The 25,552-nt window shown below is 68.9% G+C and carries 24 protein-coding genes and 2 riboswitches; of the genes, 20 read left to right on the forward strand and 4 right to left on the reverse strand.

Annotation, left to right across the window (positions count from 1 at the left end; all coding sequences use genetic code 11):
* Window positions 1-27: 27 nt before the first annotated feature.
* From PGB34_RS05175 to PGB34_RS05235, 13 genes are all read left to right on the forward strand, one after another.
* A complete protein-coding gene (locus PGB34_RS05175; protein ID WP_271427022.1) occupies window positions 28-966 on the forward strand; it encodes an ABC transporter substrate-binding protein in 939 nt (312 codons plus the stop codon).
* Between the two features lie 22 nt (window positions 967-988).
* Complete coding sequence (locus PGB34_RS05180) at window positions 989-1,909, forward strand: carbohydrate kinase family protein (RefSeq protein WP_333909022.1); 921 nt, start codon at window positions 989-991, stop codon at window positions 1,907-1,909.
* 91 nt (window positions 1,910-2,000) lie between these two features.
* Window positions 2,001-2,729 carry a phosphoserine phosphatase SerB gene (gene serB, locus PGB34_RS05185; protein WP_271427024.1) on the forward strand — a complete coding sequence of 243 codons (729 nt, stop codon included), beginning with the start codon at window positions 2,001-2,003 and terminating at the stop codon, window positions 2,727-2,729.
* A 52-nt stretch (window positions 2,730-2,781) separates the two neighbouring features.
* A riboswitch (glycine riboswitch) is annotated at window positions 2,782-2,880 on the forward strand.
* Window positions 2,881-2,893: 13 nt separating this feature from the next.
* Window positions 2,894-3,017: riboswitch (glycine riboswitch) on the forward strand.
* 46 nt (window positions 3,018-3,063) lie between these two features.
* A complete protein-coding gene (gene gcvT / locus PGB34_RS05190; protein ID WP_271427025.1) occupies window positions 3,064-4,224 on the forward strand; it encodes a glycine cleavage system aminomethyltransferase GcvT in 1,161 nt (386 codons plus the stop codon).
* A gap of 86 nt (window positions 4,225-4,310) precedes the next feature.
* On the forward strand, window positions 4,311-4,694 hold the full coding sequence (gcvH, locus tag PGB34_RS05195) for a glycine cleavage system protein GcvH (protein WP_271427026.1): 384 nt from the start codon (window positions 4,311-4,313) through the stop codon (window positions 4,692-4,694).
* A 55-nt stretch (window positions 4,695-4,749) separates the two neighbouring features.
* Window positions 4,750-7,653: an aminomethyl-transferring glycine dehydrogenase gene (gene gcvP, locus PGB34_RS05200; RefSeq protein WP_271427027.1), complete on the forward strand. Its 2,904-nt coding sequence runs from the start codon at window positions 4,750-4,752 to the stop codon at window positions 7,651-7,653.
* A gap of 341 nt (window positions 7,654-7,994) precedes the next feature.
* Window positions 7,995-10,307, forward strand: coding sequence for a TonB-dependent hemoglobin/transferrin/lactoferrin family receptor (locus PGB34_RS05205; RefSeq protein ID WP_271427028.1), 2,313 nt, complete (start codon window positions 7,995-7,997; stop codon window positions 10,305-10,307).
* A gap of 31 nt (window positions 10,308-10,338) precedes the next feature.
* On the forward strand, window positions 10,339-10,857 hold the full coding sequence (locus PGB34_RS05210) for an EF-hand domain-containing protein (RefSeq protein ID WP_271427029.1): 519 nt from the start codon (window positions 10,339-10,341) through the stop codon (window positions 10,855-10,857).
* 14 nt (window positions 10,858-10,871) lie between these two features.
* Window positions 10,872-11,417, forward strand: coding sequence for a DUF2271 domain-containing protein (locus tag PGB34_RS05215; protein WP_271427030.1), 546 nt, complete (start codon window positions 10,872-10,874; stop codon window positions 11,415-11,417).
* Between the two features lie 16 nt (window positions 11,418-11,433).
* Complete coding sequence (locus tag PGB34_RS05220; RefSeq protein WP_271427031.1) at window positions 11,434-12,573, forward strand: YncE family protein; 1,140 nt, start codon at window positions 11,434-11,436, stop codon at window positions 12,571-12,573.
* Window positions 12,574-12,654: 81 nt separating this feature from the next.
* The gene (locus tag PGB34_RS05225; protein WP_271427032.1) at window positions 12,655-13,260 is read left to right on the forward strand and encodes a PepSY-associated TM helix domain-containing protein; all 606 of its coding nucleotides are present in this window, start codon (window positions 12,655-12,657) and stop codon (window positions 13,258-13,260) included.
* A complete protein-coding gene (locus tag PGB34_RS05230) occupies window positions 13,253-14,320 on the forward strand; it encodes an FAD:protein FMN transferase (RefSeq protein WP_271427033.1) in 1,068 nt (355 codons plus the stop codon). Before PGB34_RS05225 ends, PGB34_RS05230 begins: the two co-directional genes overlap by 8 nt.
* Window positions 14,317-15,717: an NADPH cytochrome P450 oxidoreductase family protein gene (locus PGB34_RS05235; protein ID WP_271427034.1), complete on the forward strand. Its 1,401-nt coding sequence runs from the start codon at window positions 14,317-14,319 to the stop codon at window positions 15,715-15,717. The genes PGB34_RS05230 and PGB34_RS05235 overlap by 4 nt, the downstream gene beginning before the upstream one ends.
* Window positions 15,718-15,727: 10 nt before the next feature.
* Here the strand turns inward: PGB34_RS05235 and PGB34_RS05240 are convergent, their stop codons facing one another.
* Together PGB34_RS05240 and aroQ are read right to left on the reverse strand one after the other, a co-directional pair.
* Window positions 15,728-16,624: a DUF3014 domain-containing protein gene (locus PGB34_RS05240; RefSeq protein WP_271427035.1), complete on the reverse strand. Its 897-nt coding sequence runs from the start codon at window positions 16,622-16,624 to the stop codon at window positions 15,728-15,730.
* A 115-nt stretch (window positions 16,625-16,739) separates the two neighbouring features.
* Window positions 16,740-17,210, reverse strand: coding sequence for a type II 3-dehydroquinate dehydratase (gene aroQ / locus PGB34_RS05245; RefSeq protein ID WP_271427036.1), 471 nt, complete (start codon window positions 17,208-17,210; stop codon window positions 16,740-16,742).
* Between the two features lie 127 nt (window positions 17,211-17,337).
* Here aroQ and frmR point away from each other — a divergent pair, with 127 nt between their 5' ends.
* Genes frmR through PGB34_RS05265 form a run of 4 tightly spaced genes read left to right on the forward strand, consistent with a single transcriptional unit; the run spans window position 17,338 to window position 20,052 of the window.
* Window positions 17,338-17,607, forward strand: a complete 270-nt coding sequence (frmR, locus tag PGB34_RS05250; protein WP_271427037.1) for a formaldehyde-responsive transcriptional repressor FrmR — start codon at window positions 17,338-17,340, stop codon at window positions 17,605-17,607.
* 58 nt (window positions 17,608-17,665) lie between these two features.
* Window positions 17,666-18,778, forward strand: coding sequence for an S-(hydroxymethyl)glutathione dehydrogenase/class III alcohol dehydrogenase (locus PGB34_RS05255; protein ID WP_271427038.1), 1,113 nt, complete (start codon window positions 17,666-17,668; stop codon window positions 18,776-18,778).
* Between the two features lie 11 nt (window positions 18,779-18,789).
* Entirely contained in the window at window positions 18,790-19,626 is an 837-nt protein-coding gene (fghA, locus tag PGB34_RS05260; RefSeq protein ID WP_271427039.1) for an S-formylglutathione hydrolase, read from the forward strand.
* Between the two features lie 12 nt (window positions 19,627-19,638).
* Window positions 19,639-20,052 carry a TfoX/Sxy family protein gene (locus tag PGB34_RS05265; protein WP_271427040.1) on the forward strand — a complete coding sequence of 138 codons (414 nt, stop codon included), beginning with the start codon at window positions 19,639-19,641 and terminating at the stop codon, window positions 20,050-20,052.
* Between the two features lie 21 nt (window positions 20,053-20,073).
* Here PGB34_RS05265 and PGB34_RS05270 read toward each other — a convergent pair whose 3' ends face one another.
* Window positions 20,074-21,207 carry a porin gene (locus tag PGB34_RS05270; RefSeq protein WP_271427041.1) on the reverse strand — a complete coding sequence of 378 codons (1,134 nt, stop codon included), beginning with the start codon at window positions 21,205-21,207 and terminating at the stop codon, window positions 20,074-20,076.
* Between the two features lie 350 nt (window positions 21,208-21,557).
* Window positions 21,558-22,070 (reverse strand): gluconokinase, encoded by a 513-nt coding sequence (locus tag PGB34_RS05275; protein WP_271427042.1) that lies wholly within the window; start codon window positions 22,068-22,070, stop codon window positions 21,558-21,560.
* A 102-nt stretch (window positions 22,071-22,172) separates the two neighbouring features.
* Between PGB34_RS05275 and PGB34_RS05280 the strand changes: the two genes are divergently transcribed.
* The 3 genes from PGB34_RS05280 to PGB34_RS05290 all read left to right on the forward strand — a co-directional run bounded on the left by PGB34_RS05280 (window position 22,173) and on the right by PGB34_RS05290 (window position 25,478).
* The gene (locus PGB34_RS05280) at window positions 22,173-22,859 is read left to right on the forward strand and encodes a 3'-5' exonuclease (protein ID WP_271427043.1); all 687 of its coding nucleotides are present in this window, start codon (window positions 22,173-22,175) and stop codon (window positions 22,857-22,859) included.
* Window positions 22,860-23,145: 286 nt separating this feature from the next.
* Entirely contained in the window at window positions 23,146-24,345 is a 1,200-nt protein-coding gene (locus PGB34_RS05285) for a tyrosine-type recombinase/integrase (protein ID WP_271427044.1), read from the forward strand.
* The gene (locus PGB34_RS05290) at window positions 24,342-25,478 is read left to right on the forward strand and encodes a PDDEXK nuclease domain-containing protein (protein ID WP_026062901.1); all 1,137 of its coding nucleotides are present in this window, start codon (window positions 24,342-24,344) and stop codon (window positions 25,476-25,478) included. Before PGB34_RS05285 ends, PGB34_RS05290 begins: the two co-directional genes overlap by 4 nt.
* Window positions 25,479-25,552: the final 74 nt, after the last annotated feature.

The raw sequence follows: 25,552 nt of genomic DNA on the forward strand, positions 1-25,552 counted from the left end.
CTGTCACTCACTTCAAGGAGATATCTCATGCGCAAGCAACTCGTCGCACTGGCCGCCGCGGCCGCGGTCCTCTCGCTGCCCCTGGCGGCCCAGGCCCAGCAGCAGATCAAGAGCGTTGGCATCACGCTCGGCACGCTGGGCAACCCCTTCTTCGTGGCGCTTGCCAAGGGCGCCGAGGCGAAGATCAAGGCCATCAACCCCAACGCGAAGGTCACCGCGCTGTCGGCCGACTATGACCTGAACAAGCAGTTCTCCCAGATCGACGGCTTCATTGCCGCCGGCGTGAACCTCATCCTGGTGAACGCGGCCGATGCCAAGGCCATCGAACCGGCGCTGGTGCGGGCCAAGAAGGCCGGCATCGCAGTGGTGGGCGTGGACGTGGCCGCCAATGGCGCGGACGCCACGGTGCAGACCGACAACGTGCAGGCCGGCGAGATTGCCTGCCAGTTCATCGTCGACAAGCTCAAGGGTCAGGGCAACGTCATCATCCAGAACGGCCCGCAGGTCTCGGCCGTGATCGACCGCGTCAAGGGCTGCAAGGACATGCTCAAGAAGGCGCCGGGCATCAAGATCCTGTCCGACGACCAGGACGCCAAGGGCACGCGCGAGGGCGGCCTGAACGTCATGCAGGGCCATCTGACGCGCTTTCCCAAGGTGGATGCGGTGTTCGCCATCAACGATCCGCAGGCCGTGGGTGCCGATCTGGCGGCCAAGCAGCTCAACCGCAAGAACATCGTCATCACTGCGGTGGACGGCGCACCCGACATCGAGACGGCGCTGAAGACCGACACCCAGGTGCAGGCTTCGGCCAGCCAGGACCCGTACATGATCGCGCAGAAGGCGGTGGAGATCGGCCAGGACCTGCTCAATGGCAAGAAGCCGGCGCAGCAGATGGTGCTGCTGCCCTCCAAGCTGGTGACGCGCGACAACGTCAAGGACTACAAGGGCTGGGCAGCAGCGCGCTGAACAGGGGAGACGCAACGTGTTCGTGGTTTGTGGTGAAGCACTGATGGATGTGTACATGGGCGAAGCCACATCCACCGGCATGGTGATGGACGCCCGAATCGGCGGCTCGCCGCTCAACGTTGCGCAGGGCCTGGCGCGGCTGGGGCGGCCGGCCGCGCTGCTGACCGGCCTGTCGACCGACGCGATGGGCGAGCGGCTGCTGGCCTCGCTGCAGACGGAAGGCGTGGACACCTCGCTGGTGGTGCGCAGCGATGCGCCCAGCACCTTCTGCGCCGTGAGCATCGACGCGCGCGGCGTGCCGCGCTACGCGCTGCACGGCGAGGGCGCGGCCGACCGGCAGATCACCTGGAACACGCTGCCGGCGCTGCCGCCCAACACGCGCGTGCTGCAGCTGGGCTCCTATGCGCTGCTGGTCGAGCCGGTCGGCAGCGTGCTGCGCGCGCTGGCTGCGCGCGAGCGCCACCGGCTGCTGGTGGCCTACGACCCCAACGTGCGCCTGAATGTCGAGCCCGACCTGGAGCGCTGGCAGGCGGTGGTGGCCGAGATGGTGGCCCTGTCGCACCTGGTCAAGGTCAGCGACGAGGACCTGGCCATGCTCTACCCGGGCCAGCCGCCCGAGGAAGCCGCCGCGCGCTGGCTGGAACGGGGCGCGGCGCTGGTGGTGGTCACGCGCGGCAGCCAGGGCGCAAGCGCCTGGACGCGCGCGGGCCATGCCAGCGTGCCGGCGCCCGAGATGGACAAGATCGACACCGTGGGCGCGGGCGACACCTTCCAGGCCGCGCTGCTGACCTGGCTGGACGAGCGCGGCGCGCTCACGGCAGAGGCGCTCGGGGACCTGGACGAAGACGCGCTGCACGCGCTGCTGGGCTTTGCCGCACGCGCGGCCGCGATCACCTGCTCGCGCCGCGGGGCAGACATGCCCCGGCGCGCGGAGCTGGACTGAGCCTGCCCGGGCCTGCGCGCACGCGCAGGCCCCCAAGGCGCGGGGCCCCGACAATAGCCGCCATTGCTTCATTGCCGAACGCGCATTGCCGATGTCCTCCCTGCCCTCTTCCGCCACCGAATTCGCCCCCGGGCTTCACATCCGCGGCATCGCGCCCGGGCTGCGCCTGCAGGACTTCAAGCTCATCGCCTTCGACATGGACTCGACCTTGATCAACATCGAGTGCATCGACGAAATCGCCGACGCGGTGGGCAAGAAGGCCGAGGTGGCCGCGATCACCGAGGCCACCATGCGCGGCGAGATCGCCGACTTCAAGGAGAGCCTGCGCCGGCGCGTGGCGCTGCTCCAGGGCGTGCCCACCAGCGCCCTGCAAGAGGTCTATGACCAGCGACTGCAACTGAACCCGGGCGCCGAGGCGCTCGTGAAGGCCTGCCAGGCGGCCGGCCTCAAGGTGCTGCTGGTGTCGGGCGGCTTCACCTTCTTTGCCAACCGCGTGAAGCAGCGGCTGGGCATCGACTTCGCGCGCTCCAACCTGCTGGAAGAAAAGGACGGTGTGCTCACCGGCCAGGTGGTGCAGCAAAGCTGGGGCGACATCTGCGACGGCGCAGAAAAGCGCCGCACCTTGTTGGAAGTGGCTTCGCTGATGGGCATCTCGCCCAGGCAGGCCATTGCCGTGGGCGACGGCGCGAACGACCTGCCCATGATGGGTGAGGCCGGGCTGTCGGTGGCCTTCCACGCCAAGCCGCGCGTGCGCGCCGAGGCCATGGTGGCCATCGACAGCGGCGGGCTGGACCGGCTGCTGGAAGTGGTCGCTGCCTGAGCCGTTCCGGCCGCCTGCGGGGCGCTGGCGGCCCGGCGCGTGGCTATACTGCGCCCACTCGTCAGGAGAGAGCCAAGGCACGCAAGTGCACGGCCGCCGAAGGCGCAGGGCATGGCCCCGAACGCTCAGGCAAAAGGACTGGCGCGCGCGCCCGTGCAAATGGGCGCTTCCTTGCTGGAGAGAGGCCGCCCGCCGAGGCGGCCCACCGAAGGAGCAAGCCCCCATCCCCGCTTTCCTGTGGCGATGCGCGTGGTGAATCTCTCAGGTACCCGGGACAGCAGGGGTGGCCCGCAACGCAGGTTGCGGTGTTGACTGCCCCTTGACTGGACCTGCCATGGCCGCTCCCGCCCCCTTCGCCGATGAACTGCAGCGCACGCCGCTGCATGCCCTGCACCTGGAACTGGGCGCGCGCATGGTGCCCTTTGCCGGCTATTCGATGCCGGTGCAATACCCGGCCGGGCTGATCGCCGAGCACCGCCACACCCGCAGCGCCGCAGGCCTGTTCGACATCTCGCACATGGGCCAGTTGCGGCTGACGGGGCCCGATGCCGCCGCCGCGCTCGAATCGCTGATGCCGCAGGACGTGATCGGCCTGGCGCCCGGCAAGCAGCGCTACGGCCTGCTGCTCGATGACGAAGGCGGCATCCTTGATGACCTGATTTTCTTCAACGAGGGCGAAGACTCGCTTTTCGTCATCGTCAATGGGGCCTGCAAAGCATCGGACATCGCCCACATCCAGGCCCGCATCGGCCAGCGCTGCCAGGTGCAGCCCCTGCCCGAGCGCGCGCTGCTGGCGCTGCAGGGCCCGCAGGCGGCCGCCGTGTTGGCGCGGCTGTCGCCGGGCATCGAGCGTTTTGTCTTCATGACCGGCGGCCAGGTGCAGATCGGCGGCATCGCGGCCTTCGTCACGCGCAGCGGCTACACCGGCGAGGACGGCTTCGAGATCTCGGTGGCCGGCACCGATGCCGATGCGCTGGCGCGCCTGCTGCTGGCCCACGCCGAGGTGCAGCCCGTGGGCCTGGGCGCGCGCAACTCGCTGCGCCTGGAAGCGGGGCTGTGCCTGTACGGCAACGACATCGACACCACGACCACGCCCGTGGAAGCGGCGCTGAGCTGGGCCATCCAGAAGGTGCGGCGCCGCGGCGGCGCGCGCGAAGGCGGCTTTCCGGGCGCGCAGAAGGTGCTGGCCCAGCTCGAGGCGGCGGCCATGCCCGCCGACCGCGAGACCCTCACGCGCCAGCGCGTGGGCCTGGTGGCGCTGGAGCGCATTCCGGTGCGCGAGGGCTCGCTGCTGCAGGACCTGGAAGGCCATGACATCGGCGCCGTGACCAGCGGCCTGCTGGCGCCCACGGTCGACCGCCCCATTGCCATGGGCTACGTGGCCGCGGCCTTTGCGCAGCCCGGCACCCGCATCCAGGCCGTGGTGCGCGGCAAGGCCGTGCCCATGGAAGTGACGCAGATGCCCTTCGTGCCGGCGCGCTACTGGCGCGGCTGAATCCCGACACCCACTGACACCGGCCCGGACACTGCCGCGCGCCATACTCCAGGCCCCTCCTTGACCTTTTTTGCAGGAAACAACCCATGACCGTTCATTACTCCAAAGACCACGAATGGATCGAGATCGCCGAAGAGCATGAGGCGGCCACCGTCGGCATCACGCTGCACGCGCAGGAAGCGCTGGGCGACGTGGTCTTCGTCGACCTGCCCGAAGTGGGCAAGACCTTCAAGCAAGGCGAAGTGGCCGGCGTGGTGGAGTCCGTCAAGGCCGCTGCCGACATCTACATGCCCGTGACCGGCGAAGTCGTCGAAGTGAACGAAGCGCTGCGCGCCGATCCCTCGCTGGCCAACAGCGACCCGATGGGCAATGGCTGGTTCTTCAAGGTCCACCTGGGCGAGCGCGACATGGCGGAGTTCGACCAGTTGATGGACGAGCCCGCCTACACCAAGTTTGCAGCCGATAACTGAGCAATCCCCCAGGCCGCTTCGCGGCCTGTTCATCTCCCAGCCCTGTCATCCGACCATGACCACGCCCGCCCTGCCCTCGCTGCACGAACTGGAAAACCCCGCGGAATTCGTTGCCCGCCACATCGGCCCCGATGGCGAGGAGGAAGCACGCATGCTCGCGGCCATCGGCGAGAGCACGCGCGAGGCGCTGATCACCAGCATCGTGCCGCCGGCCATCCGGCGCAGCCAGGCCATGCAGTTGCCGCCCGCGGTGAGCGAATCCCAGGCGCTGGCCGAGCTGCGCGCGCTGGCAGCCAAGAACAAGGTGGCGCGCAACTTCATCGGCCAGGGCTACTACGGCACGCTGACGCCGGGCGTGATCCTGCGCAACATCCTCGAGAACCCGGCCTGGTACACGGCCTACACGCCGTACCAGGCCGAAATCTCGCAGGGCCGCATGGAAGCGCTGGTCAACTTCCAGACCCTGGTGACAGACCTCACGGGCATGGCGATTGCCAATGCCTCCATGCTCGACGAGGCCACGGCCGCGGCCGAAGCCATGACGCTGGCGCGCCGCAGCGTCAAGAGCAAAAGCAATGTCTTCCTGGTCTCGGGCGACTGCCATCCGCAGACCATCGAGGTGATCCGCACGCGCGCCGCGCCGCTGGGCATCGAGGTGAAGGTGAGCACGGCCAGCGAGACGCTGCCGCACCTGATGGCCAATGGCGAATTCTTCGGCGCGCTGGCCCAGTACCCCGGCACCACGGGCAAGGTGCATGACCTGCGCCCGCTGCCCGGCATGGCCCATGCCAAGGACGCGGCCTTCTGCGTGGCCGCAGACCTTCTGGCGCTGACGCTGCTGGTGCCGCCCGGCGAATGGGATGCCGACATCGTCTGCGGCAACACGCAGCGCCTGGGCATGCCCATGGGTGCGGGCGGTCCGCACGCGGCCTACCTGGCCTGCCGCGACAGTTTCAAGCGCTCGCTGCCCGGCCGCTTGGTGGGCGTGAGCGTCGATGCCCACGGCGCGCCCGCCTACCGGCTGGCGCTGCAGACGCGCGAGCAGCACATCCGGCGCGAGAAGGCCACCTCCAACATCTGCACCGCGCAGGTGCTGCCGGCCGTGATCGCCAGCATGTACGCGGTCTACCACGGGCCGCAGGGCCTGACGCGCATCGCGCAGCGCGTGGCGCTGCTCACGGCCATCCTGGCGCGCGGCATGGAGCAGATGGGCCGCCCGCTGGTGCATGACACGGCCTTCGACTCCATCACCGTCAAGACCGGCGAGGACACGCAGCAGGTGCTGGCGCGCGCCCAGCAGGCCGGCGTGAACCTGCGCAGCCGCCTGCAGCAGCACCTGGGCATCTCGCTGGACGAGACCCACACGCGCGCCGACGTCGAGTCGCTGTGGGCGCTGTTCGTGCCCGCGGGCACGCCCATGCCGCGCTTCGAGCAGCTCGCGGACGACACCGCGCTGCGCATCCCCGAGGACCTGCGCCGCACCAGCGCCTTCCTCACGCATCCGGTGTTCAACACGCACCACAGCGAGACCGCCATGCTGCGCTACATCCGCAGCCTGAGCGACAAGGACCTGGCGCTGGACCGCAGCATGATCCCGCTGGGCAGCTGCACCATGAAGCTCAACGCCACCAGCGAGATGATCCCCATCACCTGGCCCGAGTTTGCGCAGGTCCATCCCTTCGCGCCGGCCGAGCAGCTGGCCGGCTATGCCGAGCTGGACGCGCAGCTTCGCGCCTGGCTGTGCGAAGCCACGGGCTACGCCGGCATCAGCCTGCAGCCCAACGCGGGCAGCCAGGGCGAATACGCGGGGCTGCTGGCCATCCAGGCCTGGCATGCCAGTCGCGGCGACACGCAGCGCAACGTCTGCCTGATCCCCTCTTCCGCGCACGGCACCAACCCCGCGAGCGCGCAGATGGTGGGCATGCAGGTGGTGGTCACGGCCTGCGACGCGCAGGGCAACGTCGACATCGATGACCTCAGGCGCGCCTGTGAGAAGCATGCGCAGCGACTGGCCTGCGTGATGATCACCTACCCCAGCACGCACGGTGTGTTCGAAACCCGCGTGAAGGAGCTGTGCGAGATCGTGCATGCGCATGGCGGGCGCGTGTACGTGGACGGCGCCAACATGAATGCGCTGGTGGGCGTGGCCGCGCCCGGCGAGTTCGGCGGCGACGTGAGCCACCTGAACCTGCACAAGACCTTCTGCATTCCGCACGGCGGCGGCGGCCCGGGCGTGGGCCCGGTGTGCGTGGTCGAAGACCTGGTGCCCTTCCTGCCCGGCCATGCCACCGGCGGCAAGGCGGGCACGGTGGGCGCCGTGTCTGCGGCGCCCTATGGCAATGCGGCCGTGCTGCCGATCAGCTGGATGTACATCCGCATGATGGGCGCGGCCGGCCTGCAGGCGGCCACGGAGACGGCCATCCTCAGCGCCAACTACATCAGCGCGCGCCTGGCCGAGCACTACCCCACGCTGTATGCCAGCAAGAACGGCCATGTGGCGCACGAATGCATCCTGGACCTGCGCGGCCTCAAGGACAGCAGCGGCGTGATGGCCGAGGACGTGGCCAAGCGCCTGATCGACTACGGCTTCCACGCGCCCACCTTGAGCTTCCCGGTGGCCAACACGCTGATGGTGGAGCCCACCGAGAGCGAGCCGCTCGCGGAGCTGGACCGCTTCATCGAGGCCATGATCGCGATCCGCGGCGAGATCCGCCGCATTGAGGAAGGCGTGTGGCCGCGCGAGGACAACCCGCTCAAGAACGCGCCGCACACGGCCGCCACCCTGGCCGCGACCGATTGGCCGCACCCCTACTCGCGCGAGATCGCCACCTTCCCGCTGGCCACGCTCAAGCAGGCCAAGTACTGGCCGCCCGTGGGCCGCGTGGACAACGTCTATGGCGACCGCAACCTCTTTTGCAGCTGCGTGCCCGTCGAGTCGTTGGCGGCTGGCGAAGACTGATCGCGCTGCGCGTTGCAGCAGCCGAAACAACAAGGCGCGGCAGGGTTCTAACCCGCCGCGCCTTTTTGCTGGGCCGTCGGTGCCGACCGCCGCGCACTGTCGCCAGTGCGCGACATTTCAGTGACATATTTGGCCTTATTGATACTAGTTCTTATTTGCATCCTTAGAATCCGCGCCACCTAGCCAGATGCGTGTCCTGTTTCAGAGGGCTGAATCCAGCAAATCCACCTCTGAAACCCAAGGCAGCAACCATGGCCTCGTCCGACTTCGCGTGCGCAAGGCGCGCTCGCGCCCACGCACAACGCTCCCAACAGCATCCCGACCGCCTCCGGCCCAGCCTCGTGGCCCTGGCCGTGCAGGGCCTGCTGCTGGCCACCGCCGCACCGGCCTTCGCGCAGGCCGACAGCGGCACTGCCGCGAACGCTGCTCGCCCGGTGCTGCCGGCCATCGAGGTCCATGCCGACGCGCTGCGCCAGGAACCGGGCACCAAGACCGTCATCCACCAGCAGGACATCGAGCGCGCAGGCGGCACGGGCATCGCCGACGTGATCCGCTACCAGCCGCTGGTCGAAGCGCCCGGCATCGTGTCGGGCTCCTCCAAGGGCGCCAGCCGCTATGACCGCGGCGGCACCACGGGCTACAACATCCGCGGCCTGGAAGGCAACCGCATCGGCCTGGACGTGGACGGCATCGAGATGCCCGACGCCGTGAGCCGCGCGCCCTTCACCGCGCGCTCGCAGGACGCCACCTTCGGCATGGGCCGCGACTTCATCGACCCCGAGATGTACTCCTCGGTGGAGATCCAGTCCGGCACCACCAACGCGCAGCGCACGGCCGGCGGCATCGGCGGCGCCGTGAGCTTCAGGAGCAAGTCGCCCGAAGAGTATGTGAGCGTGACCAAGCCCTGGTATGCCGGCGCCAAGGTGGGCTACAGCGAAGCCAACCGCGCCTGGACCAAAGGCGTCACGGCCGCCGGCCTGTGGGGCAACACCAGCGCGCTGATCAGCTACGTGCGCCGCGACGGCAAAGAGACCCAGAACAACAGCGACAGCTTCGCCGCCTACCCCGAGACCTGGCACACCGACGCGCTGCTGCTCAAGGGCGTGACGCGCATCAACAGCGAGCACAAGCTCGAGCTGGCGGCCGACCTCTATCGCAAGACCAGCCACTCGGCCTACGACGCCTGGAACACGCTGGCCACGGCGCGCAGCGGCATCTCGACGCAGGAAGCGCTGACCGGCCGCACCACCTTGTCGCTGGCCCACACCTGGACGCCCGTGGGGGGCTGGCTGGACCGCCTGGAAACGCGCCTGTACACGCAGGACAGCTCGATGGACGACACCACCGACACGGTCGCCATCCCCAGCCGCGCCCGCACGCGCGAGATCTCGCGCAACAGCACCGAGCAGATGGGCATCTCCAGCGTGGCCGACAAGCGCGTGGCCAACCACCACCTCAAGTTCGGCTTCAACTACTCGCGCACCAAGAACTCGCACCCCTTCTGGTCCACCGACCAGTTCGCCAGCAGCTTCGCCACCCAGCAGCCCTTCCCCGACACGCTCACGGTGCGCTCGGGCGTGTTCGTGGAAGACACCATCGACTTCAACGTCGGCGGCCGTCGCCTGGCCGTGATCCCGGGCCTGCGCGTGGACCGCGTGGCCCCCGAGATCCGCAACACCGGCAGCTTCAACAACCCGCGCATCAGCCAGGCGCAGCTGGAGAGCATGTACGGCGACGCGCCGGCCAACACCATCGTCAGCCCCAGCCTGGCTGTGACCTATGACGTGGCACCGCGCCTGACGGCCTACGCCCAGTGGAAGCGCGGCGGCCGCGCGCCCACCAACAGCGAGATCTTCGGCTACTGGAACAGCGGCGGCGGCAGCTACGCCCTGCTGGGCGACAAGAACCTCAAGAAGGAAACCAGCAACGCCTTCGACCTGGGCCTGAAGGGCTCGCCCACGCCGGGCGTGACGCTCAACGGCTCGGTGTTCTACACGCGCTACAAGGACTTCATCTCCTACACCCGCTACACGCGCGCCAACAACCCCGAGAAGTTCGTCAACATCCAGAACAACCTGAGCATCCTGTACCAGGCCAGCAACCGCGACGAAGCCACCATCTACGGCACCGAGCTGGCCGTGCGCCTGGACCACGGCGTGTGGACGCCGGCTGCGCGCGGCCTCTACAGCACCTGGGCCTTCGGCTACAGCAAGGGCGACTCCAAGTCAAACTACGCCGGCGACAAGGACGTGCCGCTGGACACCGTGCAGCCCGGCAAGGCCATCATCGGCGTGGGCTACGACGCCCCCGAGAAGCGATGGGGCGTGAACCTGACCGGCACCTTCGTGCGCGGCAAGCAGGCGCAGGCCACCAACCGCCTGTCCTTCGGCAACAACCCCGGCCAGACCCTGACCGACGCCACCGTCACCTACTACCGCATCCCGGGCTACGCGCGCTTCGACCTGAGCGGCTATTGGCGCGTCAGCCCCAACGTGCGCCTGACGGCCGGCATCTACAACCTGGGCGACAAGAAGTACTGGAACTACAGCAACACGCGCAACCTCGAGCCCTCGCTGGCGCGCGACCGCCAGCAGCTGGAGCTGTCCACCGCGCCGGGCCGCACCTTCGCGGTCAACCTGAATGTGGATTTCTGATCCCTGCCAACCCCCACCTGAGGAGCACCTGATGATGAATCGCACTTCCCGCAAGCCCCTGCTGGCCAGCGTGGCCCTGGCCGCCCTGCTGGGCGCCTGCGCCAGCCCCGCACCCACGCAGGGCCCGGCCCGCCCCGCCGGCGGCCATGGCCTGGACGCCTTCCTGGGCAGCTACGACGCCGACCGCGACGGCAAGGTCACGCGCGCCGAGTTCGACGCCATCCGCATGCAGCGCTTTCGCGCCGCCGACACCAATGGCGACGGCGTGCTGAGCGAAGCCGAGTACGTGGCCGAATACGAAGGCCGGCTCAAGCGTCAGTACTTCGAGCAAGGCCGCCAGCCCGACGAGCGCTACCAGGGCAACATCAAGCAGGCCCACGTGCGCTTCGCGCTCGTCAACCGCGCGCGCGACGGCAAGTTCACCGTCGCCGAAGACCGGGCCATTGCCGACAAGACCTTCAAGAACCTGGACACCAACAAAGACGGCGTGGTGTCGCGCGACGACCCGCAGCCCGAGCGCCGTGCAGGCGGCAACGCCGACAACAACTGAGCGCAGCGCCCGCCATGACCCAGCCTCTGCAAGCCGGCGGCGCGCGGCTGACGCTGTGCGCCGCGGCATTGGCCGCGCTGGCCGCGGGCGGCCCGGCCGCCGCTGCATCGTTGAACGTGCAGCTCACGCTGCCGGCCATCGATACCGCCACCTATTACCGGCCCTACCTGGCAGCGTGGGTGGAGAAGGCCGACGACAAGGCCGTGGTCGGGCCACTGGCCGTGTGGTACGACACCAAGCTGCGCGACGGCCTGGGCAAGAGCTGGCTGCGCCAGCTGCGCACCTGGTGGCGCAGCAGCGGCGAAAAGCTCGCGCTGCCGGCCGACGGCATCAGCGGTGCCACGCGCCCGGCTGGCACGCATGCACTGCAGTTCGCCGATGCCAAGGGCACGCTGGCCGGCCTGCCCGCGGGCCGCTACCAGTTGGCCGTGGAAGTGGCGCGTGAACAGGGCGAGCGCGAACTGCTGCGCGTGCCCTTCGACTGGGGCGGCGCCGCCAACAGCGCCAGCGCCCAGGGCAACAAGGAGCTGGGCGCGGTCACGGTGACCGTCCGGCCTTAAAGACAAGGAAGAAAGCATGAACATCCGTCCCCTCCTTCCGCTGGCGCTGCTGGCAGCCGCCCTGCTCTCGGCCTGCGGCAGCACCCCGACTTCGCAGGCGCCCGCAGCCCCGTACCGCACCGTGCAGGCCGCGCAGATCCAGCGCGCGGCCGTGGCGCCGGCCGTGTATGAGATCGCCTACTCGGCACGCCAGAACACGGTGTTCGTGGCCTCGGCCGGTGGCTTTGGCGAGAACGCGCCGGCCAGCAAGCTGCTGCGCCTGGACCCGGCCACACTGGCCGTCAAGGGCGAGCTTGCATTGCCGCTGCGCGGCTTCGGCCTGGCGCTGGACGACGCGGCCAACCGCCTGTACATCGGCAACACCACGCAGGGCTCCATCACCGTGGTCGACACGGCCACGAACCAGGTGATCAAGACCATCGAGATGATGGACAAGGTCAAGGGCGCCGACGGCAAGGAGAAGTACGAGCACCACTTCCGCGAGCTGGTGATCGACAGCGCCAACCAGCGCGTGTATGCGCCCGGGCTGAGTTCGGACGGCAGCGCGCTGTACGTGCTCAACACCCGCACGCTCACGCGCGAGAAGGTCATCCCCGGCTTTGGCCAGGTGGCCACGGGCATTGCGCTGGACGCCGCCAACAACCGCCTGTTCATCTCCAACATGCGCGGCGGCCTGTACGAGGTGGACACGCGCAGCTTGAGCATCCGCAAGCACCATGCGGTGGCCGCCGACCAGTTGCTGAACCTGGCCTACGACGCGCAGGGCAAGCGCCTGTTCGCCACCGACCAGGGCCTGGCCAGCATCAGCGAGCGGCGCCAGAAGGCCGAGCCGGGCTTCAAGCCCACGCCGGGCAACCGCGTGGTGGTGTTTGACGCCGACACGGCCGCGATCCGCGCCAGCCTGCCCACGGGCGACGGCCCCATCGCACCGCTGTTCGACGCGCAGCGCGAGCGCCTGTACGTGACCAGCCGCGGCGCCGGCACCGTGAGCGTGTTCGACACGCGCAGCCAGCAGCTGCTGCAGACCATCGCACTGCCGGCCCACCCCAACAGCCTCGCGCTGGACAGCCGCAACAACGTGCTGTTCGTGACCGTGAAGAACGGGCGTGATGCCGCGCGCGGCAGCAACGAAAGCGTCACCCGTATCGCGTTCTAAGCCCACGCGAAGTTGAGCTTCGCGCCCCCCAGGCCACGGCATTTCGGTGCCGTGGCTTTCGTCATTTGATCCTCCCCATCCATGCGCGCCTTCTGGCTCAAGCAACTGCACACCTGGCACTGGATCTCGGCCGCGCTGAGCCTGGCCGGCATGCTGCTGTTCGCCATCACGGGCTTCACGCTCAACCATGCGGGCTGGTTTTCGGCCACCCCCAGCAGCCAGGTGCAGCGCGCAACGCTGCCCGCCCCCTTGCAGGCCACGCTGCAGGCCCTGCCCAAAGAAGGCGAGCAGCCGCTGCCACCGGCCATGGCCGACTGGGTGCGCCAGCAGTTCGGCGCCGACGTGCGCCAGGCCACGGCCGAGGCCGATGCCGACGAGCTGTTCCTGAGCCAGTCCCTGCCCGGCGGCGAAGCCAGCCTGCGGATCGAGCGCGAGGGCGCCACGGCCATCTACACGCGCAGCAGCCGCGGCTGGGTCGCCTACTTCAACGACCTGCACAAGGGCCGCCACACCGGCGGCGTGTGGTCGGCCTTCATCGATGTGCTGGCTTTGAGCTGCATCGTGTTCACGCTCACGGGCCTGGCTTTGCTGTGGATGCATGGCCGCACGCGTCCCTTGACCTGGCCGCTGACCGGCCTGAGCCTGCTGGCGCCGGTGCTGATCGCGCTGCTTTTCATCCATGGCTGAGAGCGCCCGCGCAACGATGGCGGTGCCGCCGAAGAACGAAGTCTTTCTGCCGCAAGCCGCAGGGCCCACCCCGCCGCTGCGGCCCGCGCGCGACTGGCCCGCGCACCGCTTCGAGGGCAGCGCGATGGGCACGCGCTGGTGCGTGCAGGCCTATGCGCCGCCCACGCTGCCCGCACACCGGCTGGCGCAGGCCGTCGACCGGGCGCTGCAACGCACCATCGACCTCTTCAGCCACTGGCATGCGCACAGCGAACTGGCGCGCTTCAACGAGGCCGGCGCCGGACCCTGGCAGTTCTCGCCCGAGGCCTGGTCGGTGATCGGCCACAGCCTGCAGCTGGCGCGCAGCACCCGGGGCGCGGTGGACCCGACCCTGGGCGCGCTGGTCAATCTCTGGGGCTTCGGCCCGCCCGGACCGCGCCAGCTGCCGCTTGCGCCACTGCCCGATGAGGCGCAGATCCAGGCCGCGCGGCAGCTCAGCGGTTGGCAGCGTGTGCATGCCCACGCTGCCGATCGCAGTCTGCACAAGCCCGCAGGCCTGCGGCTGGACCTGAGCGGCGTCGCCAAGGGCTGGGCGGTGGACCAGGTCAGCGCCGCGCTGCTGCGCGAGGGCTCGGCCGTGCACCTGGTGGAGATTGGCGGCGAGCTCAAGGCCAGAGGCCTCAAGCCCGACCTGCAGCCCTGGTGGGTGGAGCTGGAGCCGCTGGCGCCGGATGCGAGCACCGGCCCGCGCAGCCTGCTCGCGCTGGTGGACATGGCCGTGGCCACCTCGGGCGACGGCCAGCGCTTCGTGATGCACCAAGGCCGGCGCCTGTCGCACACGCTCGACGGGCGCACGGGGCATCCGGCCGCCCATGGCATCACCAGCGTCACGGTGCTGCATCCGCAGGCCATGGTGGCCGATGCACTGGCCACCGCCTTCACCGTGATGGGCGTGGCACACGCGCTGCGCTGGGCCGTGCAGCACGACCTGGCGGCGCGCATCACGGTGCGCGATGCGCAGGGTCTGCACCACCACCTGAGCCCGGCCATGGCCGCGATGCTGGCCGGAGAAGCGCTTTGAACGCGTGGACGCCCGATGCGGCGCGCAGCGCCTGGGCCGCGCTGGCCGTCGCGCTGTGGCTCGCCCTGTGGCTCATTCCGTGGCGCCAGCGTCGGCACGGCCACATCCGCCCCAGCGGCGGTGGGGCGCAGGGCGAGCCGATCCTGATCGCCTATGCGAGCCAGAGCGGCCAGGGTGCGCAATGGGCTGAACGCACCGCGCAGCAACTGGCCAGCCAGGGCTGCGCCGTTCGCCTGCTGCCACTGAACCGGCTGAACGGCGCACAGCTGCAAGGCGCCACGCGGCTGCTGCTGGTGGCCAGCACCACGGGCGAAGGCGACGCGCCCGACAACGCGGCGCTGTTCGAATCGCGCCTGATGCACGCGCCGCAGCAGCTGCAGAAATTGCAGTACGGCCTGGTGGCGCGCGGCGACCGCAGCTACGCGCGCTTCTGCGGCTTTGGCCGGCGATTGAACGACTGGCTGCAGGCCAGCGGCGCCGGCGCGGCCTTTGCGCCGCTGGAAGCCGACAACGACGACCCGCAGGTCTGGCAGGCCTGGCTGCAGAACTGCGCACGCTTTGCAGGCACATCCACGCTCAAGGGCGAAGCGATGACGCCCGCGCCCGGTGCGCTGTCGGCCCCGCAAGCCTGGCGCCTGCAGCAGCGCCATGTGCTCAACGCAGGCAGCCCCGGCGCGCCGGTGCACCACCTGGTGCTGCAGCCGCTGGACGCCGGCGCGCACTGGCAGGCCGGCGACGTGGTGCGCATCCATCTGCCCGCGCGCGAAGGCCAGGCTGCAGCCTGGCGCGAATACAGCCTGGCCTCGCTGCCCCATGAAGGCCGTGCCGAACTGCTGGTGCGAGAAGTGCATCGGCCCGATGGCAGCGCCGGCCGGGGCTCAGGCTGGCTGTGCCGCGAACTCGCGCTGGGCGACACGCTCACGCTGCAGCTGCGCAGCAACCCGGGCTTTCATGGGCCGGCAGCAGAACGTTTGCTGATCCTGATCGGCAACGGCACGGGGCTGGCCGGCCTGGCTGCGTTGCTCACGGCGCGTGAACAGGCACGCCATGCCGGGCAGGCTGTCGCGCCTGCGTGGCTGATGTTCGGTGAACGCAGCGCAAGTGCAGACCGGCATTGGGACAGCCGCCTGCAGGCCTGGCGCACGCAGGGCCTGCTGCAACAGCTGGACCGCGCCTTTTCGCGCGAGCCTGGCACGGCCGCGCGTTATGTGCAGGACCTGATCGCGCCGCAGGCCGCGATGCTGCGTGACTGGGTGGGCCGCGGTGCGGCGCTGTACGTGTGCGGCCAGCGCCAGGGCATGGCGCAGAGCGTGCACCGGGCGCTGGAGGCCGTGCTGGGCGAAGAGGCGCTGGCGCAGCTGGCAGCCAGCGGCCGCTACCGGCGCGACGTGTACTGAGGCCGCTTCTCTACTGGCCCGCAGGCTTGGCAGCAGCCGGCATGCGCGCCAGCTGCGCACGCCAGGCGCGCAGCACCACCTTCACGCGCTGCGCGTTTTCGCTGCCCATGCGCAGCATCAGCTTCTGGCCGGCCGACAGGGCTTCCAGGCGCGGATCGGCGTACTCATAGCGCAGCCAGGGCCGCTCGCTGGGCACCTCGCCGCGCACTTCCACCACGCGGATGGCCAGCGGGCCTTCGGCCACCGGGGCTGCCAGCAGGTGGTCGATCACGGTGATCAGCCGGTCATTGAAGTAGCGGCCCGGGTAGCCCAGCTCTTCATAAGCCTGCTGGAACAGCGGGTACAGCCGCGCATAGGCGCGGGCACCGGCCACGCTGTCCACCGATTCGGCCATCGCGATGAAGGCCGTGTAGCGCTGAGCGTTCTCGGGCGCGAGGGTCTGCAGGTCGCCCTCGCCGGTCAGCGGCATGCGGCCGGCCATGGGGCGCACGGGCCACACGGCCGGCGCTGCGTGTTCGCGCGGCAGGTTGTCCACGGTGGCCACGACGCGGCGCACGAAACCATCGACCTGCAGCCACTGGCCCACGCGCGCCGCACCCATCAGGCCGTTGAGCGCGTCGCGCACCGCTGCATCGGCCTGGGCCAGCGCGGGCAGCGCGGTGTCGGCCGGTGCGATGGCATCCACCGGGTTCTGCGGCCCGGCCGGTGGCGCGGCGGGCGGGGTTTCGGGCCGGTCTTCGGGCGGCGGGGCCTGGGTCAGCGGCGGCGGGCCGGCATCGCGTGCCTGCTGTTGCTGCCAGGCGCGCCAGCCGAAGTAGCCGGCCACGGCCAGCACCACCACCAGCACCAGCCAGGGCAAGGGGGAACGGCCGGCGGGCGGGCGGTAGTCGGCTTCTTGATCGGTCATGGCAGGGTCTCCGGCATCCAGCAAAGATAGCGCACGTCACGCGAATCGCGTCACAGCCCTCATTGGATGCGACTGCGTGCGGCAGTTCCGTGACCCCTTGTAAACGAGGCCGTGTTCAGGCCTGGGCAGCCGCAGCAGGGTTCAGCGGCGCCAGCGCATCGATGGCCAGCTCATAGCCGCGCACGCCCAGGCCCACGATGATGCCCCTGGCCACGGGCGAGATGTAGGAGTGGTGGCGGAAGGCCTCGCGCGCATGCACGTTGGAGATGTGGACCTCGATCACGGGCACGTTGGCGCCCTTGATCGCATCGTGGATCGCCACCGAGGTGTGGGTGTAGGCGCCCGCGTTGAGCACCACGCCCAGCAGCGTGCCTGCGGCGGCTTCGCGCCCGGCCTCGTGCAGCCAGTCCAGCAGCAGGCCCTCGTGGTTGCTCTGGCGGCATTCGATGGCCACGCCGCGCGCCTGGCCCGCGGCCTCGCACAGGGCCTGCACGTCGGCCAGCGTGTGGTGGCCGTACTGCGCGGGCTCGCGCGTGCCCAGCAGGTTGAGGTTGGGACCGTTGAGGACGAGGATCTTTTTCTTCATGGCAGGCGCACGCAGGCAGAGCAGGACAAGGGGCTGGCATGGTAGCGCGGGCGGCTTTGTCACACGCTGCTGCCGCAAGCAGGACTACACTGGATCGACATACTCCCCCCGGGTATAGTTCCAGGCCATGCCCCACTCCCCCGCCGAAAAGAAAAAGGCGCTCGTGCGCGTGCGCCGCATCCGCGGCCAGACCGATGCGCTGGAGCGCGCGCTGGAAGCCGGCGCCGATTGCAGCGCCGTGCTGCAGCAGCTCGCGGCCATCCGCGGCGCCGTCAACGGCCTGATGGCGGAGGTGCTGGAATCGCACATCCGGGAGGAGTTCGCCGACCCGGCCGACGCGCGGCAGGCGCAGCGCGTGCAGGACATGACCGCGCTTGTGCGCACGTATCTCAAGTGAACGCCTGGCGTTGCGCGCCAAGCGTTCAACCTTCCCCCCAAACAAGGAGCACCCATCCATGAAATCCAGAGCCGCCGTCGCCTTCAAGGCCGGAGAACCGCTGCAGATCGTCGAAATCGACGTCGCCCCGCCGAAGAAGGGCGAGGTGCTGGTCAGGATCACGCACACGGGCGTGTGCCACACCGACGCCTTCACGCTGTCGGGCGATGACCCCGAAGGCCTGTTCCCCGCCGTGCTGGGCCACGAGGGCGCAGGCATCGTGGTGGAAGTGGGCGAAGGCGTGACCAGCGTCAAGCCCGGCGACCACGTGATCCCGCTGTACACGGCCGAATGCGGCGAATGCCTGTTCTGCAAGAGCGGCAAGACCAACCTGTGCGTGAGCGTGCGCGCCACGCAGGGCAAGGGCGTGATGCCCGACGGCACCACCCGCTTTTCCTACAACGGCCAGCCCATCTACCACTACATGGGCTGCTCCACCTTCAGCGAGTACACGGTGGTGGCCGAGGTCTCGCTGGCCAGGATCAACCCCGACGCCAACCCCGAACAGGTCTGCCTGCTGGGCTGCGGCGTGACCACCGGCCTGGGCGCCGTGTGGAACACCGCCAAGGTGCAGGAAGGCGACACGGTGGCCGTGTTCGGCCTGGGCGGCATCGGCCTGGCCGTGGTGCAGGGCGCGAAGAAGGCCAAGGCCGGCCGCATCATTGCCGTGGACACCAACCCCGACAAGTTCGCATTGGCCAAGACCTTCGGCGCCACCGACTGCGTGAACCCCAAGGACCACGACAAGCCCATCCAGCAGGTGATCGTCGAGATGACCGGCTGGGGCGTGGACCATTCCTTCGAATGCATCGGCAACGTGAACGTGATGCGCGCCGCACTCGAATGCGCGCACCGCGGCTGGGGCCAGAGCGTGATCATCGGCGTGGCTGGCGCGGGCCAGGAGATCTCCACCCGCCCCTTCCAGCTGGTGACGGGCCGCAAGTGGCTGGGCACGGCTTTTGGCGGCGTCAAGGGCCGCAGCCAGCTGCCGGGTATGGTCGAAGATGCGATGAAGGGCGAGATCCAGCTCGAGCCCTTCGTCACCCACACCATGCCGCTGACGGGCATCAACGAAGCCTTCGACCTGATGCACGAAGGCAAGTCGATCCGCTCCGTGGTGCACTACGCCTGAGGCCGCTCGACATGGAACGTGTTGAACAGCACGCCAGCTTCGGCGGCCGGCAGGAGGTGTGGCAGCACGCCTCGGCCACGCTGGGGGTGGCGATGAAGGTGGGCGTGTACCTGCCGCCGGCTGCCCTGGCCGGTGAAAAGTGCCCGGTGCTCTACTGGCTCTCGGGCCTGACCTGCACCGAGCAGAATTTCATCACCAAGGCCGGCGCGCAGGCGCTGGCCGCGCAACATGGCTTCATCGTGGTGGCGCCCGACACCAGCCCGCGCGGCGAAGGCGTGGCCAACGATCCGGCCTACGACCTGGGCCAGGGGGCAGGCTTCTACCTGAACGCCACCCAGACCCCGTGGGCGCCGCATTTCCGCATGCAGGACTACGTGGCCGAGGAACTGCCCGCGCTCATCGAGCAGCACTTTGCAGCCAGCCAAGCGCGCGGCATCTTCGGCCATTCGATGGGCGGCCACGGCGCGCTGGTCACGGCCTTGCGCCACCCGGGCCGCTACCAGAGCGTGTCGGCCTTCTCGCCCATCGTGGCGCCCACGCAGGTGCCCTGGGGCCAGAAGGCGCTTGCGGCCTACCTGGGTGAAGACCGCAGCAGCTGGAACGCGTGGGACGCGGTGGAGCTCGTGAAGACCGCACAGGAAAAGCTGCCGCTGCTGGTGGACCAGGGCGAGGCCGATGAATTCCTGGCCAGTCAGTTGCGGCCCGAATTGCTGCAGGCGGCCTGCGAAGCCGCGGGCCACCCGCTCACCCTGCGCCTGCAGCCGGGCTACGACCACAGCTACTACTTCATCGCCAGCTTCCTCGCGGACCACTTCGCGCACCACGCCAAGGCGCTCGCGCCGCGGTAGCCTGCATGCCCCATGAGCCAGTTTGCCGACAGCCTGCATGAAGTCTTCGCCGCACTCGGGCCGGTGCAGCTGCGGCGCATGTTCGGCGGCCATGGGGTGTTCCATGACGGCCTGATGTGCGCCATCGTGATCCGCGACACGCTCTACCTGAAGTGCGACGCGCAGACGCAGCCGCACTTCGAGGCGCTGGGCCTGGCGCCCTTCACCTACGAGCGGCAAGGCAGGCAGATGCCCATGTCGTACTGGCAGGCGCCCGAGACCGTGTTCGAGGACCGTGCCGAAGCGGCGCTGTGGTCGCGCCGATCCTTCGAGGCCGCCCTGCGCGTGGCCAACGGCAAGCTGGCCAGGGCGCAGGCCGCGCGCAAGACGGCGCCACGCAAGAAGGCTTCAGGCAAGGCGGCTTCGCGCAAAAAGCCGGCCGCCTGAAGGCCTCGTCCGCGCTTGCACTCAGAAGGAGTGCGTCATGCCCACCGCATAGCCCATGGCCGAACGCCGGCCCTGGTCATCGGTGAACTTCCACTGCGCGCGCGACAGGTCGGCAAACAGGCTGGTGCGTTTTGACAGCGCATAGCTGTAGCCCAGGCTGACCTGCGTGATCGGCCCCGAGTAGTGCGTGCCGGCCTTGGCGAAGGTGCTGGCGATGTAGTTGAAGCCATCGGTCGCGCCCTGGAAGTCGCGGCCCACCCCGAGCTTGAAGCTCGACGCACCCACGGTGTAGACGCCACTGAGCGTCAAGGCCGAGCGCTTGGTGGTGGGGTTGCTGGCCGCAGCCCAGTTGGCCCAGTCGGCGCCGAAGATCTCGCCCTGGCGGTTGAGCCTGACATGGCTGTAGCCGGCCATCAGCTTGATCTGCGAGAACTGGTAGCTCGCGCCCACGAAGGCCACGCGGTCGCGCTGGCTGTTGCGCTCCACGCCCAGCATGGCCGAGAACGGCCCTTCTTCGTAGCGCAGGGCGCCGCTCACGCCGCGCGTCAGGTCGTCCTCGTCGCGCTCCACGGCCGCCGAGACATGGGCGCTGAAGCCGTTCCACTTGGGCGAGTCGTAGAAGATGCCGTTGTTGAGGCGGCTGTACTCGCGGGTCTGCGGGTTCGACAGGTAGTCCGGCGCAAAGCCCAGCCACTGCGGCGAGGCGATGCGGTCGTTGTTGTACCAGGCGTCATAGGCCCACGACAGCTCCCACAGCGGCGTGAGCGCGCGGCCCAGGCGCACGGCGCCGAAACCGCCCTTGAGCCCGACGGTGGACTCGGCCTTCCAGTAGGGCCGCTGGGCATCGGAGTTCTCCTGCTCGCCGGTGTCCAGCTCGAAGCGCGTGTTGAGCTTGAAGGTCGCGGCCAGGCCGCCTCCCAGATCCTCCGTGCCCGCGAAGGACAGGTTGCTGCGGCCGATGGTGCCCAGGTACATCGTCGAGCCGGTCTTCTTGCTCACACCGATGTCCACGGTGCCGGAGATGGTGACGCCGGACTGCGCGTGTGCCAGGCCGGCCAGGCTGATGCCGGCGAGCACGACGCCCAGCGGGCGAACGCAGCGGCGCAGCGGGTTGCGGGAAATGGAAAGGGAGAGACAGCGGAATGCCAGGGTCATGCGGATGAAAAAAAAGCGCGCGCGAGGGCGCTGACTGATGCCGGAGCGACAAAGACCTGCAGCGCGGGCCGGGCCCGGTTGCAGCCCTTCGGCCCGGACTGGGGCACAAAGGCACGCGGCGCGCTCAAGACCCAAAGGCAGGTTTGATCAGGCACCGCGCAAGGCGGACTGGCGCTTTCGCATCACCGCGCGGCGGTGCGCCAAAGGCCAGGAGGGACAGGGCACGAGGCGTGCCCCAAGGCAGCCGGCAGGGCGCCGGCCGGGCCACATGTTAACTGCCCGCTTCCTGGGCAAAGCCCGTCAGCGCCGCCGGCCGCCCGTGGCTGGCCCCCCGCAAGCCGGCACAGGCGCTAGGCAGCGCCCCGCGCCCACCAGGCTTCAATGGCCTGGAGTGCGCCTTCGGTGGGCGCCGTGGCACTCACCGTGAACACACCCGGCTCGCCTTCAGGTGACTCCAGCGCCTCGAACTGGCTGGCCACCAGGCTGGCCGGGAACATGTGGGCCGACGCGCGCGCGCTGACCCGGCGCAGCGCCTCTTCCGGCGTGATCTGCAGGAACACGAAGCGCAGGCCCGGCGCAGCGGCACGCAGTTGCGCGCGGTAGGCCTTCTTGAGGGCGGAGCAGCTCAGCACCACGCCTTGCGGGTGCGCGGCCAGTTGCTCGCCCAGCACACGCAGCCACTGGGCGCGGTCGGCATCCTGCAGCGGCGTGCCGGCGCGCATCTTGGCCACGCTTTGCTCTGAATGAAAATCGTCGCCTTCGATGAGCGCCACGCCCCGTTGCTGTGCCAGGGCCCGACCCAGGCTGGACTTGCCGCAGCCCGACACGCCCATCACTACCATCCGCATCGGCTCTTGTTGCATGGCGCGCACTTTAGCGCCATGGCGCAAGCCGGCGCATGCCATGTGCGGCTGCCCTGCCAGCCCTGCTCATTTTTTTCCGCCTCCTGCTGCTGCTGTTCTGCCATGAGCGCCAACCCGCCGCCCCCCACGCCCCGGCCCAGCCGCGCCGCCGAACGCCCGCGCCCCCCTCGGCCGCAGCCGCCCTCGCGCGAGCAGATCGCCGCCCTGCCCCCTTTCGCGCCGCTGCCGCTGGCCCACATCCATCGCGTGAACAGCGCGCAAGCCGCGGCCCAGGCCGCAGGCCAGATCCGTCGCCATGCCTGGCTGGGCTTCGACACCGAGTCCAAGCCCACCTTCCACAAGGACGAGCGCTCCACGGGCCCCCACACGCTGCAACTGGCCAGTGCGGATGCGGCCTGGGTGTTCCAGCTGCACCAGGGCGATTGCCTGGCGCTCGCGCTGGAGCTGCTGGCCGACGCGGCGCTGACCAAGGTGGGCTTCGGCCTGGATGGCGACAAGCGCCTGATCCGCGAGCGCTGGGGCATCGAGCCGCAAGCGGTGCTGGACCTGGACAGCGCCTTTCGCCGCCAGGGCTATCGCCAGAGCATCGGCGTCAAGACCGCCGTGGCCATCGTTTTTGGCCAGTGCTTCACCAAGTCGCGCAAGCAGAGCACCACCAACTGGGCGACCCCGGTGCTCAGCGAAGGCCAGCTGCGCTATGCGGCCAACGACGCCTGGGCGGCCTTGCGCGTGGCGCAGGGCCTGGGCCTGGTGCCTGCGCACGACCAGGGCGGCGCGCCGCCAGGCTGAAGGCGCCGCGCGCGGCGCCTTTTTCATCGCCGGGCCGCCCCAAGATGAAAAAGCCCCCTCGGGGGGCAGCGGACCTCGCGCAGCGGGGGAGCGTGGGGGCCATTTTTCATTTCACCATGACTCCAGCACCGAACTTCGCTGGACTACGCCGAAGCCCGATACAGCAGGTTTATCAATAACTTAGGCGAGTTCAACATATGCCGGTGCTTTCCGAAACCTGACCTGGCTTCCCCTCTGCTGGCCCCTACAAGGCTCCTGGGAATCGGGTCTTTTCCGAGGAGTCATCATGGCGAAAATCAAGCTCACCAAGTCCGCAGTCGATGCGGCACAACCCCAAGCGCAGGCCATCGAACTCCGGGACACGCTGGTGCCCGGCTTCCTGTGCAAGGTTACACCAGCGGGCCGCAAGGTGTTCATGCTCCAGTACCGCACGAACGCTGGCGAGCGACGCAAGCCCGCCCTGGGCTTGTATGGGGAACTGACGGTCGAACAGGCCCGCTCGCTGGCCCAAGAATGGCTGGCCGAGGTTCGCCGAGGCGGCGACCCCAGCGCGGCCAAGGCCGCCGCCCGTTCAGCCCCCACGGTCAAGGAGCTGTGCACCAAGTTCATGGAGGACTACTCCAAGCAGCGCAACAAGCCCAGCACCCAGCGCGGGTATCAGGCCGTCATCGACCGCTGCATCGTTCCGATGCTGGGCCGTTTGAAGGTGCAGGACGTGAAGCGGCCGGACGTGGCCACAGCGATGAAGAAGATGGCCCACAAGCCCGCCGAGGCCAACCGTGCTTTCAGCGTGATGCGCAAGATGTTCAACCTGGCCGAGGTGTGGGGCCACCGGCCGGACGGCACCAACCCCTGCCGCCACGTCCCGATGTACCCCAACGGCAAGGCCACGCACCTCATCAGCGACGAGGACATGGGCAAGCTGTTTCGGCGACTGGAGCACATCGAGGCCGAGGGCCTGGAGAACTACGTCATCCCGCTGGCGATCCGCCTGCAATTCGAGTTCGCCGGCCGCCGCTCCGAAATCGTGACGCTCCAATGGGATTGGGTGGACCTGGACAACCGCCGTGTGATCTGGCCCGACAGCAAGACCGGCGGCATGTCCAAGCCCATGAGCGAGGTAGCCTATCGGCTGCTCGCGACGGCGCCGCGGCCGGAAGGCATTCCCTACGTGCTCCCGTCCCCGAGCCATCCGGGCAAGCATCTGACCACGGGCGAGTATTACAACGGCTGGAGCCGCGCCCTCAAGGCGGCGGGCGCCACGCACGTCGGCACGCACGGTATCCGCCACCGCTCGGCGACCGACATTGCCAACTCGGGCATCCCGGTCAAGGTCGGCATGGCGCTGACGGCGCACAAGACCGTGGCGATGTTCATGCGCTACGTCCATACCGAGGATGATCCCGTGCGAAAGGCCGCCGAACTGGTGGCGAACCGGCGCAAGACGATTGCTGAGGCGCAACGTCCCGCAGAGGTAGCAGCATGACCAGGAAGACGCATGCGGCGGTGCTAGCCGCACCCGCTGCTTTGCCTGCCGGCTACGCCGGCATCCACAGCGGCATCGTGGATCTGCTTGACGCTGCGCGCCAGGCGGCGGCGCGCAGCGTCAATGCACTGATGACGGCGAGCTATTGGGAGATTGGTCGCCGCATCGTGGAGGCTGAGCAACAGGGCAAGCGGCGTGCGGGTTATGGTGAGCAGTTGATGGAGCGACTGTCCAGCGACCTCACACGGCAGTTCGGCCGCGGGTTCAGTCGCCAGAACCTGCAGCAGATGCGATCATTCTTTCTGACCCGGCCAATTCGCCAGACAGTGTCTGGCAAATCTTCCCCGAAGCCCATGCGGCCGTGGCGGCTTGACGAGCTGGCACAGGTCTTCACGCTGCCTTGGTCGGCCTACGTGCGGCTGCTGTCGGTCAAGGACGAGCATGCGCGCCAGTTCTATGAAGCTGAGGCCCTGCGCGGCGGATGGAGCGTGCGCCAATTGGATCGGCAGATCGGCAGCCAGTTCTACGAGCGCACGGCGCTGTCGAAAAACAAGGCGGCGATGCTGGCCAAGGGCGCGGTGGCCAAGCCCGAGGATTCCGTCGCGCCCGGCGATGCCATCAAAGACCCGTATGTGCTGGAGTTCCTCGACCTCAAGGACGAGTATTCGGAATCCGATCTGGAAGACGCCTTGATCCGGCGGCTGGAAGACTTCCTGCTGGAGCTGGGAGAGGGATTCACCTTCATCGGGCGGCAGCGCCGGTTGCGTATCGACCAGACCTGGTATCGGGTGGACTTGCTGCTGTTCCATCGCCGGCTGCGCTGCCTGGTCATCGTCGACCTGAAGCTGGGCAGCCTGAGCCATGCGGACGTGGGCCAGATGCACATGTACTGCAACTACGCCAAGGAGCACTGGGCCTACCCCGAGGAGAACCCGCCCGTGGGCCTGATCCTGTGCGCCGACAAAGGCCATGCGCTGGCAAGGTACGCGCTGGAGGGCTTGCCCACCAAGGTGATGGCGGCGAACTACCGCATGGTGCTACCGGATGCCGAGCTGCTGCAGCAAAAGCTGGAGAGCACGCGGCTTTTGCTCGAATCTCGCGCGGCACTTTCCCACAAAGAACGCAAGCCATAGCTGAGCGTCCTCGCGTTCCTCCGTCGGGCGTCGCTGGTTGCGTCCGAGCCTCGTGCCGAGTCACGGCCATTCGC

Source organism: Xenophilus arseniciresistens (assembly GCF_028023875.1).
Taxonomy (GTDB): domain Bacteria; phylum Pseudomonadota; class Gammaproteobacteria; order Burkholderiales; family Burkholderiaceae_C; genus Xenophilus; species Xenophilus arseniciresistens.

Excerpts from the sequence above, each read along its gene's own strand:
- frmR (WP_271427037.1), top strand. The coding sequence starts at position 17,338 with ATGCCCCACTCCCCCGCCGAAAAGAAAAAGGCGCTCGTGCGCGTGCGC.
- PGB34_RS05255 (WP_271427038.1), top strand. The coding sequence starts at position 17,666 with ATGAAATCCAGAGCCGCCGTCGCCTTCAAGGCCGGAGAACCGCTGCAG.
- gcvT (WP_271427025.1), top strand. The coding sequence starts at position 3,064 with ATGGCCGCTCCCGCCCCCTTCGCCGATGAACTGCAGCGCACGCCGCTG.
- PGB34_RS05225 (WP_271427032.1), top strand. The coding sequence starts at position 12,655 with ATGCGCGCCTTCTGGCTCAAGCAACTGCACACCTGGCACTGGATCTCG.
- PGB34_RS05230 (WP_271427033.1), top strand. The coding sequence starts at position 13,253 with ATGGCTGAGAGCGCCCGCGCAACGATGGCGGTGCCGCCGAAGAACGAA.
- PGB34_RS05210 (WP_271427029.1), top strand. The coding sequence starts at position 10,339 with ATGATGAATCGCACTTCCCGCAAGCCCCTGCTGGCCAGCGTGGCCCTG.
- PGB34_RS05285 (WP_271427044.1), top strand. The coding sequence starts at position 23,146 with ATGGCGAAAATCAAGCTCACCAAGTCCGCAGTCGATGCGGCACAACCC.
- PGB34_RS05270 (WP_271427041.1), bottom strand. The coding sequence starts at position 21,207 with ATGACCCTGGCATTCCGCTGTCTCTCCCTTTCCATTTCCCGCAACCCG.
- serB (WP_271427024.1), top strand. The coding sequence starts at position 2,001 with ATGTCCTCCCTGCCCTCTTCCGCCACCGAATTCGCCCCCGGGCTTCAC.
- PGB34_RS05290 (WP_026062901.1), top strand. The coding sequence starts at position 24,342 with ATGACCAGGAAGACGCATGCGGCGGTGCTAGCCGCACCCGCTGCTTTG.
- PGB34_RS05265 (WP_271427040.1), top strand. The coding sequence starts at position 19,639 with ATGAGCCAGTTTGCCGACAGCCTGCATGAAGTCTTCGCCGCACTCGGG.
- PGB34_RS05240 (WP_271427035.1), bottom strand. The coding sequence starts at position 16,624 with ATGACCGATCAAGAAGCCGACTACCGCCCGCCCGCCGGCCGTTCCCCC.
- PGB34_RS05175 (WP_271427022.1), top strand. The coding sequence starts at position 28 with ATGCGCAAGCAACTCGTCGCACTGGCCGCCGCGGCCGCGGTCCTCTCG.
- fghA (WP_271427039.1), top strand. The coding sequence starts at position 18,790 with ATGGAACGTGTTGAACAGCACGCCAGCTTCGGCGGCCGGCAGGAGGTG.
- PGB34_RS05220 (WP_271427031.1), top strand. The coding sequence starts at position 11,434 with ATGAACATCCGTCCCCTCCTTCCGCTGGCGCTGCTGGCAGCCGCCCTG.
- gcvP (WP_271427027.1), top strand. The coding sequence starts at position 4,750 with ATGACCACGCCCGCCCTGCCCTCGCTGCACGAACTGGAAAACCCCGCG.
- PGB34_RS05275 (WP_271427042.1), bottom strand. The coding sequence starts at position 22,070 with ATGCAACAAGAGCCGATGCGGATGGTAGTGATGGGCGTGTCGGGCTGC.
- aroQ (WP_271427036.1), bottom strand. The coding sequence starts at position 17,210 with ATGAAGAAAAAGATCCTCGTCCTCAACGGTCCCAACCTCAACCTGCTG.
- PGB34_RS05280 (WP_271427043.1), top strand. The coding sequence starts at position 22,173 with ATGAGCGCCAACCCGCCGCCCCCCACGCCCCGGCCCAGCCGCGCCGCC.
- gcvH (WP_271427026.1), top strand. The coding sequence starts at position 4,311 with ATGACCGTTCATTACTCCAAAGACCACGAATGGATCGAGATCGCCGAA.
- PGB34_RS05215 (WP_271427030.1), top strand. The coding sequence starts at position 10,872 with ATGACCCAGCCTCTGCAAGCCGGCGGCGCGCGGCTGACGCTGTGCGCC.